At 34.4% G+C, this 16273-nt stretch carries 12 protein-coding genes; 5 read left to right on the forward strand and 7 right to left on the reverse strand.

Translation table 11 applies throughout. The features are described from left to right. The first annotated feature begins 10 nt into the window (after positions 1-10). The 4 genes from radC to ABD963_RS05220 are packed head-to-tail and all read left to right on the forward strand — an operon-like array spanning position 11 to position 3657. Positions 11-709, forward strand: a complete 699-nt coding sequence (radC, locus tag ABD963_RS05205) for a RadC family protein (protein ID WP_345275881.1) — start codon at positions 11-13, stop codon at positions 707-709. A gap of 48 nt (positions 710-757) precedes the next feature. Next, positions 758-2059 (forward strand): polysaccharide deacetylase family protein, encoded by a 1302-nt coding sequence (locus ABD963_RS05210; protein WP_345275882.1) that lies wholly within the window; start codon positions 758-760, stop codon positions 2057-2059. Next, positions 2049-2738 (forward strand): YjjG family noncanonical pyrimidine nucleotidase, encoded by a 690-nt coding sequence (locus ABD963_RS05215; RefSeq protein ID WP_345275883.1) that lies wholly within the window; start codon positions 2049-2051, stop codon positions 2736-2738. Before ABD963_RS05210 ends, ABD963_RS05215 begins: the two co-directional genes overlap by 11 nt. A 52-nt stretch (positions 2739-2790) precedes the next feature. Then, positions 2791-3657 (forward strand): hypothetical protein, encoded by an 867-nt coding sequence (locus ABD963_RS05220; RefSeq protein ID WP_345275884.1) that lies wholly within the window; start codon positions 2791-2793, stop codon positions 3655-3657. Positions 3658-3684: 27 nt separating this feature from the next. On the opposite strand, the gene ABD963_RS05225 is transcribed toward ABD963_RS05220, so the two are convergent. Then, positions 3685-4962: a replication-associated recombination protein A gene (locus ABD963_RS05225; RefSeq protein WP_345275945.1), complete on the reverse strand. Its 1278-nt coding sequence runs from the start codon at positions 4960-4962 to the stop codon at positions 3685-3687. A 173-nt stretch (positions 4963-5135) separates the two neighbouring features. Here ABD963_RS05225 and ABD963_RS05230 point away from each other — a divergent pair, with 173 nt between their 5' ends. Further along, positions 5136-5861, forward strand: coding sequence for a rhomboid family intramembrane serine protease (locus tag ABD963_RS05230; RefSeq protein ID WP_345275885.1), 726 nt, complete (start codon positions 5136-5138; stop codon positions 5859-5861). Here ABD963_RS05230 and rlmB read toward each other — a convergent pair. The 6 genes from rlmB to ABD963_RS05260 all read right to left on the reverse strand — a co-directional run bounded on the left by rlmB (position 5858) and on the right by ABD963_RS05260 (position 15532). Beyond that, a complete protein-coding gene (gene rlmB, locus ABD963_RS05235) occupies positions 5858-6592 on the reverse strand; it encodes a 23S rRNA (guanosine(2251)-2'-O)-methyltransferase RlmB (RefSeq protein ID WP_345275886.1) in 735 nt (244 codons plus the stop codon). The two genes, ABD963_RS05230 and rlmB, sit on opposite strands and share 4 nt — an antisense overlap. A 70-nt stretch (positions 6593-6662) precedes the next feature. After that, positions 6663-7415 (reverse strand): hypothetical protein, encoded by a 753-nt coding sequence (locus ABD963_RS05240; RefSeq protein ID WP_345275887.1) that lies wholly within the window; start codon positions 7413-7415, stop codon positions 6663-6665. A 24-nt stretch (positions 7416-7439) separates the two neighbouring features. Further along, on the reverse strand, positions 7440-9074 hold the full coding sequence (locus ABD963_RS05245) for a RagB/SusD family nutrient uptake outer membrane protein (protein ID WP_345275888.1): 1635 nt from the start codon (positions 9072-9074) through the stop codon (positions 7440-7442). A gap of 10 nt (positions 9075-9084) precedes the next feature. Beyond that, positions 9085-10458 carry a TonB-dependent receptor domain-containing protein gene (locus ABD963_RS05250; protein ID WP_345275889.1) on the reverse strand — a complete coding sequence of 458 codons (1374 nt, stop codon included), beginning with the start codon at positions 10456-10458 and terminating at the stop codon, positions 9085-9087. Continuing rightward, positions 10430-12250: a SusC/RagA family TonB-linked outer membrane protein gene (locus ABD963_RS05255; protein WP_345275890.1), complete on the reverse strand. Its 1821-nt coding sequence runs from the start codon at positions 12248-12250 to the stop codon at positions 10430-10432. Before ABD963_RS05255 ends, ABD963_RS05250 begins: the two co-directional genes overlap by 29 nt. Positions 12251-12700: 450 nt before the next feature. Beyond that, positions 12701-15532: a zinc-dependent metalloprotease gene (locus ABD963_RS05260; protein WP_345275891.1), complete on the reverse strand. Its 2832-nt coding sequence runs from the start codon at positions 15530-15532 to the stop codon at positions 12701-12703. Positions 15533-16273: the final 741 nt, after the last annotated feature.

Genomic DNA, 16273 nt, shown 5'->3' on the forward strand with positions numbered 1-16273 from the left:
TCTTTATTGCATGACAGAAAAATTACCTTCTTTCTCTATAAAAAACTGGAGTCAAGACGACCAACCTCGTGAAAAATTGCTTTATAAGGGTAGGGCTGCTTTAAGCGATGCCGAATTGGTAGCGATATTAATTGGTTCAGGAAATAGGGACGAAAGTGCGGTGGCGTTATGCCAACGTATTTTGGCCAGTGTTGATAATAATTTAAGCGACTTAGGAAAGCTTTCCATAAAGCAACTTATGGAGTATAAAGGCATTGGTGAAGCGAAGGCTATCACCATAGCAGCGGCATTGGAATTGGGAAGAAGACGAAGGGGTGAAGAGGCGGTTGAAAAGAAGACCATTACTTCAAGTACTTCTGTTTTTGAATTGATGCAGCCCGTAATAGGCGAGTTACAGCACGAAGAATTTTGGATAATCTATTTGAACAATTCCAATAAAATCATTCAAAAAAACCAATTGAGTAAAGGCGGCATCACAGGCACTTTGGTTGATGTTCGGCTGGTGCTTAAAAGTGCGTTAGAGCTTGGTTCCACAGGTTTGATTTTGGCACATAATCATCCATCAGGAACCTTAAAGCCAAGTGAATCTGATAAACAAATCACTAATAAATTAAAAATAGCTTCGGAATGTTTAGATATAAAAGTTTTAGACCACTTGATTATTACAGAAAAAGCATACTTTAGTTTCGCAGATGAAGGAATATTATAGGAATGAAATTAAAACCCTTATTTTTATTGAAAACGGTTTTTTGAATTTATGCTTTTAGTTTATACCCATAAAATATCACCACGTTTAAAGTATGTATTCAAACATATTTGCACAAGAATATTGGGAATTGAGGTTGGTTTTACCTCGGAAATTCAGGTTTTTATAGCACATGACGATATAAAAATGTCGTACACAAAACAACCGCTAAGTAATGAGTTTTTTATAAAAAGTCACGATATTTTGTTTGAACAAGGGCTGAGTGATATTGATATAAACATTCACAATTGGCAGGATACCAAATGTTTCTTTTATATTGGTGATAAGAGTGTACTCCCGTTTGATATATTTTCGGCATCTTTTTATTTGTTATCTAGGTATGAAGAATATTTACCGCATGTTAAAGATGAATATGGACGTTTCACTGCATCAGACAGTTTAGCGTTTAAAGAAGGTTTTTTACACCAACCTGTAATTGATATTTGGGCTTATAAATTTAAGGATGCTTTACAAAAACAATTTCCAGAATTTCAGTTTCCATTAAAAACATATAGTATAAAACCCATCATTGATGTACCTAGTGCCTACACCTATAAATTAAAGGGTATCATTAGAACTATTGGGGGAATTTTAAAAGATATTTTTAGTCTTAAATTTAAAAGTCTATACTCCAGATTTTTAGTAATTCTGGGGTTTATCCATGATCCATTTGATACGTTCAAGTATATCATCAACAGGCAAAAAACCTCCCATTTTAAATTTCTTTTCTTTTTTTTAATTGGTGATTACTCTACGTTCGATAAAGGCATAAACCCTAATAAAAAGAAATTTGTATCGTTAATAAAACATATAGCAGATTATTCCATCGTGGGATTAAAAGCCTCCTATTTTGCTTTGGAAGATATAAATATCCTTAAAAAGGAAAAGTTACGAATGGAAAGTATTTTAAACACTTCTTTAAAAGCTTCCAGACAATCGTTTTCGAAGCTAAATTTACCAGAATCCTATCGTAATCTGGTAGAACTGGAAATTTTAGAAGATTACACCATGGGGTATGTGGATCATGTTGGTTTTAGAGCTGGTACTTGTACCCCTTTTCTCTTTTATGATTTGGATTATGAAGTACAAACCCCCTTAAAAATAACCTCATACCATATTATGGATAATGCGTTACTAAAAAACCAGTCGTTATTGGATAAAAAGAAGTTTTTAAATAACATTATAGAAGAGGTTAAAAAAGTAAATGGTGAGTTTGTACCCGTTTTTCATAATTATACATTTAGTAATGATGAAAAATGGGAAGGTTTTAAGGAATTGTTTAATATTATTCTAGATTCAGCAAATGAAACTTAAAGGTATAACTGATGTATTTTTTGATTTAGACCATACCCTTTGGGATTTTGATAAAAACTCCGCATTAACTTTTGAAAAGATTTTTAAAATAAACGATATAAGCGTTAATCTTACAGAATTTTTAATTCATTATGAGCCTATAAACCTAAAGTATTGGAAGCTATATAGAGAAGAAAAAATTGAAAAAAGTGCCTTACGATTTAATAGATTGAATGATGCTTTTTTAGCAATTGACTATGAAGTTGAACCGGCTTTAATTTATAAATTATCAGACGACTACATAACCCATCTCACAACATTTAACCATTTATTTGAAAATACATTTGAAATCCTAGATTATCTAAAAGTTAAATACAACTTACACATCATTACCAATGGGTTTGATGAGATACAGCATAAAAAACTTAAGCAATCCAATATTCATCAATATTTTAAAACCGTTACCAATTCAGAAATGGTTGGTGTTAAAAAGCCGAATCCTAAAATTTTCAATTTTGCTTTAGAGCAGGCCAATACGAATATGGATAAAAGTTTAATGATTGGTGATAGTTATGAAGCAGATATACTTGGAGCCAAAAATATCGGCATGGATGTCGTATTTTTTGACGTAAATAACATGACTTTAGATGCCAATATTAAGCGAATAGATAACTTAATACAACTAAAAAATTATTTATAAGTATCACAAAATTGTATATTTACGGATACCTTTAATAAAATAGTAAATTAAAATGAAAGCTAAATTCCTCATCATTCCCATAGCCTTTTTTATAGTAACATCATTATTTTCACAAACAAGCTTAAACAACTACAAATATGTAATTGTACCTAAAAAGTTTGATTTTTTGAAAGCACAAGACCAATACCAATTGAACTCACTAACTAAGTTTTTGTTTGAAAAATATGGTTTTGAAGCTGTTATGGAAGGCGATGATTATCCAGAAGATTTAGTTTTGAATAGATGTTTGGGTTTAAAGTCTAATGTTATTAAAGATTCAGGACTTTTTAAAACTAAATTGAATATTGAGCTCAAAGATTGCAATGATAAAGTGATATATGTTTCTGAAGTTGGTGAAAGCAGGGAAAAGGAATATAAAACAGCCTACAATTTGGCATTGAGAGATGTTTTTGAGTCTTTTGCTTCATTAAATTATAAATATGAACCTAGTGAAAAAATAGTATCTTCAGGCATTAAAACTATTGCAAAAAGTGAAGTGTCAGAAGAAATTCAGCAATTAAAACAAGAAATACAACAGCTTAAAAATGAAAAAGAAGCTACAGTTGTTGAGGTAGAAAAAACAGCAGTTGAGAAACCAGTTTTAAAATCTGAAGTTTTAGTAGTTGATGAAGTTGAAACCATTAAAGAGCCCATTATTGAAGGTACTTCTAATATTTTGTATGCTCAAGAAATTGAAAATGGTTTTCAATTGGTTGATAGCTCCCCTAAAGTGGTTTATATAATTAAAAAAACCAATTTGAAAGATGTGTTTTTGATACAAAATAATGGTGGTATTATTTATAAAAAACAGGACTCTTGGGTTATTGAATATTATAGCGGCAACACTTTACAACAAGACGAATTGAATGTCAAGTTTTAGAATTTCATCTAATACCTAACCTAACAATTAATAACCATATTTATCTTTCCAACGCTTTTTTAAAAATTCACGGTGGGCATGTTCCCTAGCATTATTTCCGGGATCGTAAAGTTTGGTGTTTTTTATTTCCTCAGGTAAAAACTCCTGATTCGCAAAATTATTTTCGTAGTTGTGGGCATATTTATAGTTGTCGCCATAACCGAGTTCTTTCATAAGTTTTGTAGGCGCATTTCTAATTTCTAAAGGCACACTTAAATCGCCCGTTTCTTTTACCAGTTGTTGTGCCTTTCCTATAGCCATATACGAAGCATTACTTTTAGGCGAACATGCCAAATAGGTAGCACACTGGCTTAATATAATTCGCGATTCTGGATAACCAATGGTGGTTACCGCTTGAAAAGTATTGTTGGCAATAACGAGTGCGGTTGGGTTGGCATTTCCAATATCCTCGCTTGCCGAAATGAGCATACGGCGTGCAATAAATTTAACATCCTCGCCACCTTCAATCATGCGTGCTAACCAGTAAACGGCTCCATTGGGGTCGCTACCACGAATGGATTTTATAAAGGCCGAAATAATGTCATAGTGTTGTTCTCCAGTTTTATCGTAACGAACCGTGTTGTTTTGGATTTTTTGCAGTACATCCTCATCTGTTATTACAATATGACTAGAATCGTATGAGTTTACAATTAATTCAAAAATATTAAGCAATTTTCTGGCATCGCCACCCGAAAGTCTCAGTAGGGCATTGGTTTCCTTGAGGGTAATCTTTTTTTTAGAGAGGTGTGCATCCTGTTCAATGGCGCGTTTTAAAAGTACCTCTAAATCGGTTTTATCAAAGGCATTTAAAATATAAACCTGGCAACGCGATAACAATGCCGAGATTACTTCAAAACTTGGGTTTTCGGTTGTTGCACCAATTAAAGTAATCCAACCTTTTTCAACCGCTTGCAATAAAGAATCTTGCTGAGATTTACTAAACCGGTGTATTTCATCTATAAACAGAATAGGGTTTTTAGTAGTAAACAAGCCACCACTTTGTTTCGCCTTGTCAATAACATCTCGTATATCTTTAACCCCAGAATTTATGGCACTTAAGGTGTAAAATGGCCTACCAGATTCTGTTGCGATAATATTGGCAAGTGTGGTTTTACCCGTTCCGGGTGGCCCCCAAAAAATCATCGATGGAATTAACCCTTGTTTGATGTGTAACGTTAATGCACCATCTTTTCCTACCAAGTGTTTCTGGCTTACATAGTCTTCTAATGTTTTAGGGCGTAATCGTTCAGCTAAAGGTTCATTCACATTCATGAATGTAAAATTAAAGCAAAAATTTTTAGTTTTGGGCGTGTCCCTCGATAAAAATCTCGGGTCGCGCTTTCCGAACTACACGGTAGATTGCTGCAATCGCTCACGCAATTGTCTGCCAATTTAGCACTTAAACTAAAGTTGGTTAACTATTTGCTAACTTTAGTACCATGAGCCAAGACGAACATTTTAAATTCTCAACTGGGGTAGTGGCCTACCCAATATTTTTTGTGCTATCCATATGGATGGTTTTTTGGTTTGAGGTTCGGTTTGGATACAATTTCAGTAAATACGGAATATATCCTCAAAGTTTAAAAGGTTTAAGAGGGGTTCTACTAAGTCCTTTTATACACGGCGATATCAAACATATCTACCACAACACCATCCCACTGTTTGTATTATCCATGGCGTTGTTCTATTTCTATCGGCATATTGCTTGGAAAGTGATTCTATTTGGAATTCTAATCTCAGGAATTTTAACATGGAGTATCGGCAGGCCGTCGTATCATATAGGCGCCAGTGGTTTCATTTATGTATTGGTGAGTTTCACCTTTTTTAAAGGGGTTTTTGCGAAACATTACAGACTTATAGCCTTATCGCTTTTAGTGGTGTTTCTTTATGGAAGTATGATTTGGTATACGCTGCCCATAGAAGAAGGAATTTCATGGGAAGGACATTTGGCAGGTTTAGTAACGGGTTTATTATTTGCATTATTCTTTAAAAAGGAAATTGCCAAACCCAAAAAGTATATCTGGGAACTAGAAAATTTTAACGAAGCAGATGATCCTTTTTTAAGACAATTTGATGAAAACGGAAACTTTATCGAATCCAAACATGAAGAAAAAGAGCAGGAGCAAAGTATCAATTACATTTACAAAGAAAACAAAAAAGATTAACGACGTTGTCGCAACACTTCGTAAAGAAAAGCCCCGCAGGCTACTGAAACGTTTAAAGATTCAATTTCTCCAAGTAAAGGTAATTTGGCTTTATCATTAACCACTTTTAAAATAGAGGGGTTAATCCCTCGACCTTCCGATCCCATAATGATGGCACAAGGTTCTGTAAATGAAACATCATACAAAGTATTTTCTGTTTTTTCTGTGGCTGCTATTACTTTTATACCAGATGCTTGCATATAAAAAACAGCATCTTTTATATGGTCTACTTTACAAATGGGAACTTTAAAAACAGCCCCGGCACTAGTTTTAATGGTATCCCCATTAACTGGTGCGCCTCCTTTCTTTTGAATTATAATTCCATGAACCCCGGTACACTCTGCGGTTCTAACTATGGCGCCGAAGTTTCTCACATCACTTAGTTGGTCCAATAATAAAAATAGTGGTGTTTTGCCAGATTCCATCACGCTCAAAACTAGGTTTTCAAGATCATAAAACTCAATAGGAGATATTTGGGCAACGGCACCTTGGTGATTACCTTTTGTGAGCCTATTTAGTTTTTCTACAGGCACATATGAGGAATTAATAGCATGCTGTCTTAAAATAGATTCTAGTTCAGTAAACAACTCACCTCGTAAACCCTTTTGAAGAAATACTTTATCAATAGTCTCACCAGAGTTAATGGCTTCAATAATAGCTCGTATACCGAATATTTGTGTTTGGTTTTCCATTGGTATAAAGGTATAAAAAAAGAGACTGTCATATAAACAGTCTCTTTTTTATTTATTGTGATTAAATTTCTTAATTAGTGGTGAAAGGTACTGTTGATGATATAGGTTCATTAAGGCCTCCGTTGTCCATTAAAGAGCCATCACCAGAAACTTTTACAACTCCACCAATAGTTAGTGTGTAGCTACCAGTTCCTCCCCAACCATCTCCATAATCATCGGTAGTTGTAAGGGTATAACTTCTTCCTGCACACAAAGTAATGGGAATAGAAAGTGTAGAGTATGCACCAGAACAACCTGGATAACCAGAACCAGAGAGAACAACGCCTCCCAATGAATCTTTAATATCCCAACTTACTTCACATGGATAATTAAATCTTATATCAAAAGTACCAGTTACTTCAGTACAGTTTTGAATGTATTCAACGGTTGTTGAATTTCCACTAGCAAAAGCGGCATCAACATCATCAAATTTAAGTACAAGCTTATTTACACCAATACCAAGGTTAACGTCTGACAATCCTATAGTAAGTGTACCTTTATTAGATCCACTTGGAATAGTTACAGAACTAGGTACATTGTAAGAACCAGCAGCTGCAGTAGAACTTTCATCTACAACAACATTAAAAGTTACATCAGATGCAACATTCTTATTTGAAAATACTGTAACATCAATTGTAGTGCTGCCACCAACATCAACTCCTGTTGAATAAGTGCTATCACCAAAAGTTACATATGATAGTGATGTTTCAAATTGATCATCTTCACAGTTTTGAAATAAAACTAGCGAAACGATAATTAGTAATATATTTATTGTTTTTTTCATAATTAAAGTTCTTTAATAATTCAATTACGGATTTTGATTTGATTCCGTCAAAAATGGATTTGAATCGATTTCCTGTTGTGGTATTTTAAATACCCAAGAGTCGTTAGTGGATGGTTTATCTTGTATAAAAGCGTCCCCATAGATAACTAGAGAAGCACCACTAGTAGTCTGGTCTATACCTTCATCCCATCTGATTTTATCATGATAAGCAAAACCTTCACCCCATAATTCTACTCTTCTTTGAAATTTGATTTGTTCCATAAGTGAGGCTTGAGTAGTGAATGCTGTTTTATCAAAAGCAGGGTCTCTTGTTATAGCGAAAGCTTCTAATACGTTTTGAGCACCCGTAATATCATTAAGCATTGCTTTCGCTTCTGCCTCAATTAAATACATTTCCGCAGAACGCATGTAAATAACATCATCAGGATTATTTGTTCCTGGTCTAGATTGTTTGAATTTTACATTCATATATGGGTGAGTATTGTGACGAGACGTAGCTCCGAATTCGGCTATTATAGCTGCCTTAGCTGCTTGAAAAGTAGCTTCATCATCATAGTTCGGATCTGCGGCTGCGCTACCACCTTGGCCATTATACGCTGCCGAATTGGTATTAGGTGCGTTTGGTAACCATGCTTTTGTTCTATGATCCGTGGAAGGGATAGAGTTATAAAGATCAATGTTAATTATCTTATTATTACCTCTACATTCTCCACCATTGAACATGAATGAAATATAATAGAAGTAAGAAGCAAAGAAATTCGATTCAGTATCAATAATGCGGCTTGCCCACATTGCCTCTGGCAAATCTACACTATTAAAACCAGCATGCCATTGTTCTTCGTTAAATAAAGGAAAGCCTTGTCTTGCTAAAGCAGCACTAGAAGCAGCAGTAGACCAATCGCCTTTAGATAGGGCTATTCTTGCCTTTATACCATACGCTGTATTTAAAGAGATGTGTGATTTATTTTCTGGCGCACTAGCTTTTTTCAAATATTCAATGGCACCGTCAATATCTTCTTCTATTTGTTCGTAAACCTCAGCAACAGTAGCTCGAGGTGCACCTTCTAAAGGAGCCCCTTGATTTAAAATCAGAGGCACACCTGGATCAGTTGAAGGATTTCCTATAAGATATCCTTTGGCGAAGGTAGTTACCAACCTGTAATAAGCCCAAGCTCTGTAAGCATGTGCTTGTCCTAGTATATCATTAAGCTTTGGAGTTGGAGTAAAATTTGACGAGGCTATATTATTAATTATGGCACTCGAAATATTTACAAAATGGTAACGTTGAAACCAAAAATCGAATGAAATAGTTGAATTGGCATTGGTGTGCGAAAGCCATCGAGCTTCTCCTTTCATCCAGTTAAACCCTGGTCCAGTATGGATTACTTCACCAGCTATAAAATCTAACGCTGGCATAAAGTAACTTTCACCGTTGGGTGTACCTCCTCCTTGTAAAGCAGAGACATACATTTGTCTATGCAGACCGTTTAATACTAATGCAACATTGTCCACATTAGCATAAGCTGCACCATCTGATATGGCGTCGGTTGGCACCGCTTCTAGATAATCATCCGAACAACTATAAGGGAATAGTAGTGACATCGTCAATACTACTAAATAAATTTTACGTTTCATTTTATTTAAAATTTTATTTTTCATTTTTCATTTTTTAAAAACTAACATTAACACCAAATGAGATAATCCTATTTGGGGCATAATCGTTACCCGCTGCAGTACCCGCTAGGTTATATTGAGGATCTAAGCCAGTTCGTTTTGACCACATAAATAAATTTTCGCCAGAAACGAATAATCTAAAATTATTCACTCCAATTTTTTCAGTAACTCTTTTATTTAAGTTATAAGCTAAATTTACGTTTCTTAAAGCTAAGAAATCAGCATCAGTTAACCATCTTGAAGATAGACGTTGTGATAAATTTTGATCACCATTTTGAAGACGAGGAACATTGGTAATATCTCCTGGAGCTTTCCATGCATTCATAATGTCAGGGTGCAATGATGCTCCATAATCTCCTTCATGCATCATATCTGCATAACCATAGTCTATAACTTGTCCACCAATTTGATATGTAAGTAAAATATTCAGATTGAAATTTTTATAAGTAAAGCTATTATTGATAGACCCAATAACATCTGGTACTGTATTTGAATCTATATAACCTTTACCAGCATCCTGCCAATCATTAGTTACCATATGTGCTCCATTTTCATCTAATACTGGAATACCAACATTTCCATCGTCGTCTTCTTCGTACATGTAGTATAGGGCATCACCATTGCTCGGGTCTACACCTGCGAAATCGTAAAGGAAAAAGTCAAATCTGGATCGTCCTACATCCCATCGTTTAGAACCAGTTACAAATGGATCTGGAATTGAGGTGATTTCATTCTTAAGAGTAGAAGCTTGTAAGCCCAAGTCCCAAGAGAAATTAGTTGAATTTACAATTCGAGCGTTCAAACCAATTTCAAAACCTTGGTTGTACATATCACCAATGTTGTTAGGTGCTTCAATTTGTCCTTCAGATGCTGGAATTGGAACATTGTATAATAGATCACTAGAAATTCTCTTGTAAAACTCGAAGGATCCTGATAAACGATTGTTAAATAATCCAAATTCTAAAGCAACATCCCAATTGGTTGAGTTTTCCCAACGTAAATCTGCATTACCAGTAGCACTCCAAAAAATACCAGGTGTTCCTGCATTTGGAAGGATTCCATAAAGACCTTGAGAAATAAAGAAGTTTCTTGCTGTTCCCGCGTTATTTAATAAGTTGTCATTTCCAACTTCTCCATATGATCCTCTTAACTTTAAATTATCAATAAATGATACATTGTCCATAAAGCCCTCTTGATCAATTCTCCAAGAAGCTCCTACAGAGTAAAATGTACCCCATTTATTATTTGTAAAAACCGAAGAACCATCTCGTCTTACAGATCCACTTATGTAATACTTGTCATTAAAATTATAATTAAGTCTAGCAAAATAGCCCTCAAGCTTATAACTTATAATTGGTTTGACTACCATCACCAGCTAATATTACTGAGAAGTTATCTAATTGATATATACCAGAAGCTGTTTCTGTTTCTTTAAAAGTTCGATGACTTTGAAAACGTCTGTTAAAACTTTCATGACCTAGAGTCAATTCTAAATTATGTTCACCAAATGATTTGTTATAATTGATTATTTGGTTGAAGTTTTCTACAGTTCGGGTAAAATTGGTTTGGTCAAATCTACCATTTGGGTCACCATCTCCAACAACTGGGTTTTCGTAACTTTGATTGTCACTATTTTGAATATCCTTACCGTAGGCTAAACTTACTTGTAAACCATCAATAATAGTGATATCTGTATTGTATCTATACCCGTAATTATTTCTTACGGTCAACTCATTATTTAGAATGGCCTCTTCGATAGCATTACGACCAATAAGTGTAGGTCTTGATTGAATACCTAATGTAGGGTTACCTTCACCTCTATCCCAGCGAGCATTACCTGCTTCATCTCTAATTATAGCACCTGTATTGGGGTCAAGTAAGTAAGGTGAATAAATAGCTCCCATATCTTTTGCAAAAGCAAAAGGGTTACCTGCGAAAGTTCCCCTTAATGGAGCACCTGTAGTACTTTCATCCGTAAAATAGATACTACCACCGAAAGATAACCAGTCAGTTGCACTCAAATTTGCATTAATTCGGCCAGTTGTTCTTCTATAATCACTTTCTATAACATAACCTCTTTCATGTAAGTTAGCTATAGACACGAATACATTATGATTTTCGCCACCACCAGAAACATTTAAAGAATGGCTTTGTCTTGTTCCAGTTCTTTCAAGAGCGTCCCACCAATCTAAATCTTCTGCTATTATACTGGCGTTAGGGTTAATTTTCCCATCAACACCCACAATCTGATTATTGGGGACATTAAAAGGATTTCTACCTAATTGGCTAAAAATATTGGCTGAGGCTGCTGCTGCAGGATCAGCTGCTGCTTGGCCTACAGGAGAATTTTTATAAGCTTGCCACATAGCTTCATAATATTGTTCGGGACTAGTTGCGTCATATTGATCAATAGCTCTTGACATCACACCAAACTGGCTATTTACATTAACCGTAACCCCAGTTCCTCTCTTACCTTTTTTGGTTGTAATAATAATTACACCGTTAGCGGCACGAGATCCATAAAGTGAAGTTGAAGCGGCATCTTTTAAAACAGTTAAAGATGCTATGTCATCTTGATTGATAGTATTTAGTCCTCCTTGAAAATCAATACCATCTACAATTATTAGCGGATCAGTACTACCGTTTAACGTACCCACACCTCTTATCACTATACCAGGTTGTGATCCTGGTTGTCCCGATGCTGAAAGAAATTGAACACCAGTTACATTACCTTCAATTGCTGCCAAGGGAGACGTTAAAGGACGAAGTTCCAGACTTTCAGGTTTTACTACGGCGGCAGATCCAGTAAAGGCTTCCTTTGTTGTTGTACCATACGCTACTACAACAACCTCATCCAGAGATTCAGCATCTTCTGCCAAAGAAACATTAATTGTATTTGAGGCACGCACAGTAATTTCTTTGGTGGAATACCCAACAAAACTAAAAACAAGGGTCGCACCTTGTGAAGCTTGTATTGAATATTTACCATCGAAATCTGTTGAAGTACCCGAAGTTGTACCTTTTACTATGACTGTAGCACCAGGTAGAGGTAAGCCCGAAGCATCGCTCACAGTACCTGAGACTGTCCTTTCTTGTGCAAACGTAAGTTGCACGACAAACGCTAGTAATAGCGTTAGAATTCCACTAAACTTTGTTTTCATTTTATAATTATTTGAATTAGTCAATCCCAAAAATCACAATAAATTGTTAATTAAACAACAAAATTCCGTTAAAATTCACCGCTTTGGTTTAAATTTTTTCAAAACAACTTATTTTTTCCATTCATAATGAAAATTTAATAAACATGAACCTTGGAATTTGGTATTGTGTATTTGGTTTTTTTTAATATTTTGATACAACACAAAATATTTATGGTCCCTTTTGCTATTTGATTTTTTAACAAAAGAGAATACTTTTGGTGTAAGAGTGTTTTTTGCTAATTGATTCAAAACAATCAAATTAATTTCTATTTTAAATTAGGAGATTAAAAACTATTTTTTTCTTATGTTGCTTACCTTGTTAAGTTCAAACAATTTATAATAATAAACCCATTACGAAATATATAACTGGCTATTGTTAAAAAAAGTTTGTTTTCTGAAATCACATTATTTTCATTCTAAAATAATTTTCTTTGTAGACTTTCTAAGTCCGTCATTAATATTCATGAAATAAACCCCTGAGACATATTTTCTTAAATCAATTTTTTCGATAAAATCACCGGTATTTTTAAAAGAATTTATATAGGTGCTTCTTCCAGTGATATCATAGATTTCTATGTTAATATTACGCGATGTTGATCCCTTCAGTTTTACTGTGAATTCACCTTTGTTTGGGTTAGGAAATACTACTAAATTATCAAAACCAAACTTTTCAATTGATAAAGTTTGCATAATATTTAAAGTGTAATCTTCAACTTCACCATCAAATGCATTATCACATGAAGTTGGAAGCCCGTTAACAAATCCTCTGTCTTTGGCGGAAATTCTCATTTCTGTAGTTCCTAGTTGCGCATTAGCAGGCACAGTAATTGTAAAAGGTGAATTCCCAGAAGGGCCATTTAAAACAGCACGCGCGTCGCCTAAATAATATTCTTCTCCAGGATCATTAAAACTACAATTTTGATTCCAATCAATCCAAGCTTTTGCAGCTACTGTAACATTGCTGAATACCGTATTAAGGTTAACGGTTAAATTGTACGAACTGTTTCGATTTAAATCAGTACTTATGCTACGATAATCAGAATAGCCTGATGGCTTGCCAGAACTATTATTAATCGTGTTAAACTGTACTAAAGTTATACCAGTGTTATAATCTGTGTTTCCTGCTGATCGACATTGTTCATTAAAAAAAGGAAAGAGAATTATTTTGTTTTTGGATAAGCCTGGGGCAGTTCCTTTTAATGAAAGTAAAATATTGCCTTGTGAATTTGAGGTTAAATTACTTACAGTCATGGTTACTTGTCCCGACGTATTAAGGCTAGAGGGCGAAAAATTGACTGTAGCACCGGCAGGAATACCCGTGACACTAAATACTGTAGTTTGAGAAAACCCATTTGTAGCAAAGTAATCGAAGGTATAACTTGCTGTAGTTCCTTTACATTCAATTGGAGCTAGTGCTATATTGGTAATAAAAAAAGTGGGTTGTGAAGAAATTTGAAAATCGAAATCCGAAACATCATAGAATATATTGTCTGCTGCTTCAACTAAAATCCTCGCTGCATTGGTGTCAGATACTGCAGGTACCGTAAATGTAAAAGCTCCATTATTAGGGACATTCGTTGCTAGAGTAGTATCAAACGTTCCACCCCCGTTAGTCGATAGATAAATATTCACATTTTGACAATTTATGGATGCATTATTAGTTTGTCCTACATTCCATTCTATTGTTTGATTGCTTCCCTGTGTCCAAGAAACAGGATTAACCACCGTAAAGGGAGCTACGTCTTCGACATTTATTTGCATAGTGTCATAACTGCTTTGACCACCAGTAGGTGAAGTAATACTTCTATCTCTAACGGTTAATGCCCAATTTAGTGTTCTTGAGACTGTTGATACAGTTTCCCAGGCACTACCAGATAAGGGTTTTGTTCTGGTGGTAAAACCATTGACAACGTTATTAAGAGATGGTACGTACCTGATGGGGCTACCGCTTGGTGGCAAGGATCTATTTTGCGACCCCGTTAATAATTCTGGCCCAAAATTGCGATAGTTAACTTCTCCACTATCAAATTGCTCCCAGCAAAAACTCAATCCTCGAGTACCATCAATATCTGTGGCACTACCTTTAAGGATATAAGCTGTCCCTTTTGGAATGTTATAATCACTTCCTGCATTTGCAATAGGCGGATTGTTAGATATAGCCTCAGTAGTTTGACAACTTTTACTACTTACATTATTTAATATTTGTTTAATGCTATGAAAATGAAAGTAACTGTCAGCACTGTTTTCAACAAAATCATTTATAGGGACTCCGCCAGCGCCAGCATATGACATAATGGTCGAACCACTGCCAGGTTCAGAATTTACTCCAGTGCCTTCAGTGGTAAAAGCAAATGTATGATTAGCTCCCATTTGATGTCCTATTTCATGGGGTACCAAATCAAGATCGAAATTGTCTCCTTCTGGCACAGTACTAGTTGAATACCCACTACCTTTTGAACCATTAACACAAACACAGCCTATACAACCGGCATTGCCTCCCCCAAATGTGCCTCCAAAGAGATGTCCAATATCATAATTATTTTCTCCAATGACATTGGTCAGCGTATTCTGGAGTTCAGAATTCCAATTACTCCTATTGTCTCCATCTGAATAAGGGTCAGATGCTGAACTAGCATATATTACCAAATTGGTATTAGCAATAACTTCAAAAGTAATTGCCATATCTCTTTCAAAAACTTCGTTTACCCGAGCAACAGTATTATTAATAGCGGCCAATGCATCTATTTCATTACCATGGTATGAGGTGTACTCACCAGTTGTAGATACAGCCAGTCGAAACTTTTGTAGAGTTTTATTATTGGCACCTCCTTCATTAATTTTAGATAAAGCGCTACTTTTATTAATTGATTGATTAATTTGATCGATCGTTTCACATATAATTTTTTCTTTAGAGTTATATGGAACTTCTCTAGAATAAACCAAATATTCATTGGATTTTTTAGACACAGGTTCAATAAAAACTGTTTGATTATCCAAATATGATATCATAGCTTTTATACCGTTATGCGATTTGCTCAAGCGTAAGCGTGTGCTATTATCATCTGTACTAATTCCTACATAAGATTTTATTTCTGGATATTTGGCAGAAAGCTCAGGCGCAAATACAGGAGCTTCATATATTTCAAAAGACTCGATTGTGCCATCTAATCCAGGGAAATCAATAATGGTGGATTTTTTTTTATCTTTTCTTAAACTAGCTGAGGATATTATTTCGTTAAACATATTAGTATTTAACTGAAAAGTGTGGGTATTGGTCAAACTTATATTTAATTTTTTTAAAACATTTTCTTTTTTTGAACTTTCGATTTTATTCCATAAAGAATTCTGAGCATTAGTTGAAAAAATGAATAAAATCATTGAAATGGATAAAAGGTAATTCAGGTTCGTTTTCATAGGAGTTAATTATAACTGTTTTGCTTTATTGAAGTGAAACTTATAACTGCTAATAAATTGATAATTCATTGTAGTTATGAATGCATTCGAAATAATGGTTCACACATTTAGACTAAACCTAAATGGAGACGATTAATTATGCAATCTTATCCATTAATAAGATTATCGAGAATGATTTCGAGATTATCTTCTACAAAAATAACTTTCACTTTTTTTTTGAATTAGTCAACCCCAAAAATGATTATAATAAATAAATTATACAATAAATAGGCGTTAAAAATTTATTCTTGGTACGAGAATTTCATTTAATAACCATAATTGTATGGGTTTTCATTAAGTAAAGTAGTGTGTCTGTAAATTTCAGCTTTAATTTTTTTAATATGCTAAATTATCCTATCATATGGCATTTAACAGATGTTCTCGTTTAATCTTAAAATTAAGAGCATATTCGGATAATTGATAGGAATTTGGTTATTACTTAAAAATTCTTGTTCCACTTTAATAAGATATTTTTTACAAAAAAGCATCCCAACGAATTTTCGTTGGGATGCTAAAATTAATCGTTTTATT

The sequence above is a fragment of the Litoribaculum gwangyangense genome (assembly GCF_039543505.1).
GTDB lineage: Bacteria > Bacteroidota > Bacteroidia > Flavobacteriales > Flavobacteriaceae > Litoribaculum > Litoribaculum gwangyangense.

Coding starts and splice junctions, on each gene's coding strand:
- radC (WP_345275881.1), top strand. CDS start 11: ATGACAGAAAAATTACCTTCTTTCTCTATAAAAAACTGGAGTCAAGAC.
- ABD963_RS05210 (WP_345275882.1), top strand. CDS start 758: ATGCTTTTAGTTTATACCCATAAAATATCACCACGTTTAAAGTATGTA.
- ABD963_RS05215 (WP_345275883.1), top strand. CDS start 2,049: ATGAAACTTAAAGGTATAACTGATGTATTTTTTGATTTAGACCATACC.
- ABD963_RS05220 (WP_345275884.1), top strand. CDS start 2,791: ATGAAAGCTAAATTCCTCATCATTCCCATAGCCTTTTTTATAGTAACA.
- ABD963_RS05230 (WP_345275885.1), top strand. CDS start 5,136: ATGAGCCAAGACGAACATTTTAAATTCTCAACTGGGGTAGTGGCCTAC.
- rlmB (WP_345275886.1), bottom strand. CDS start 6,592: ATGGAAAACCAAACACAAATATTCGGTATACGAGCTATTATTGAAGCC.
- ABD963_RS05240 (WP_345275887.1), bottom strand. CDS start 7,415: ATGAAAAAAACAATAAATATATTACTAATTATCGTTTCGCTAGTTTTA.
- ABD963_RS05245 (WP_345275888.1), bottom strand. CDS start 9,074: ATGAAAAATAAAATTTTAAATAAAATGAAACGTAAAATTTATTTAGTA.
- ABD963_RS05250 (WP_345275889.1), bottom strand. CDS start 10,458: ATGGTAGTCAAACCAATTATAAGTTATAAGCTTGAGGGCTATTTTGCT.
- ABD963_RS05255 (WP_345275890.1), bottom strand. CDS start 12,250: ATGAAAACAAAGTTTAGTGGAATTCTAACGCTATTACTAGCGTTTGTC.
- ABD963_RS05260 (WP_345275891.1), bottom strand. CDS start 15,532: ATGTTTAACGAAATAATATCCTCAGCTAGTTTAAGAAAAGATAAAAAA.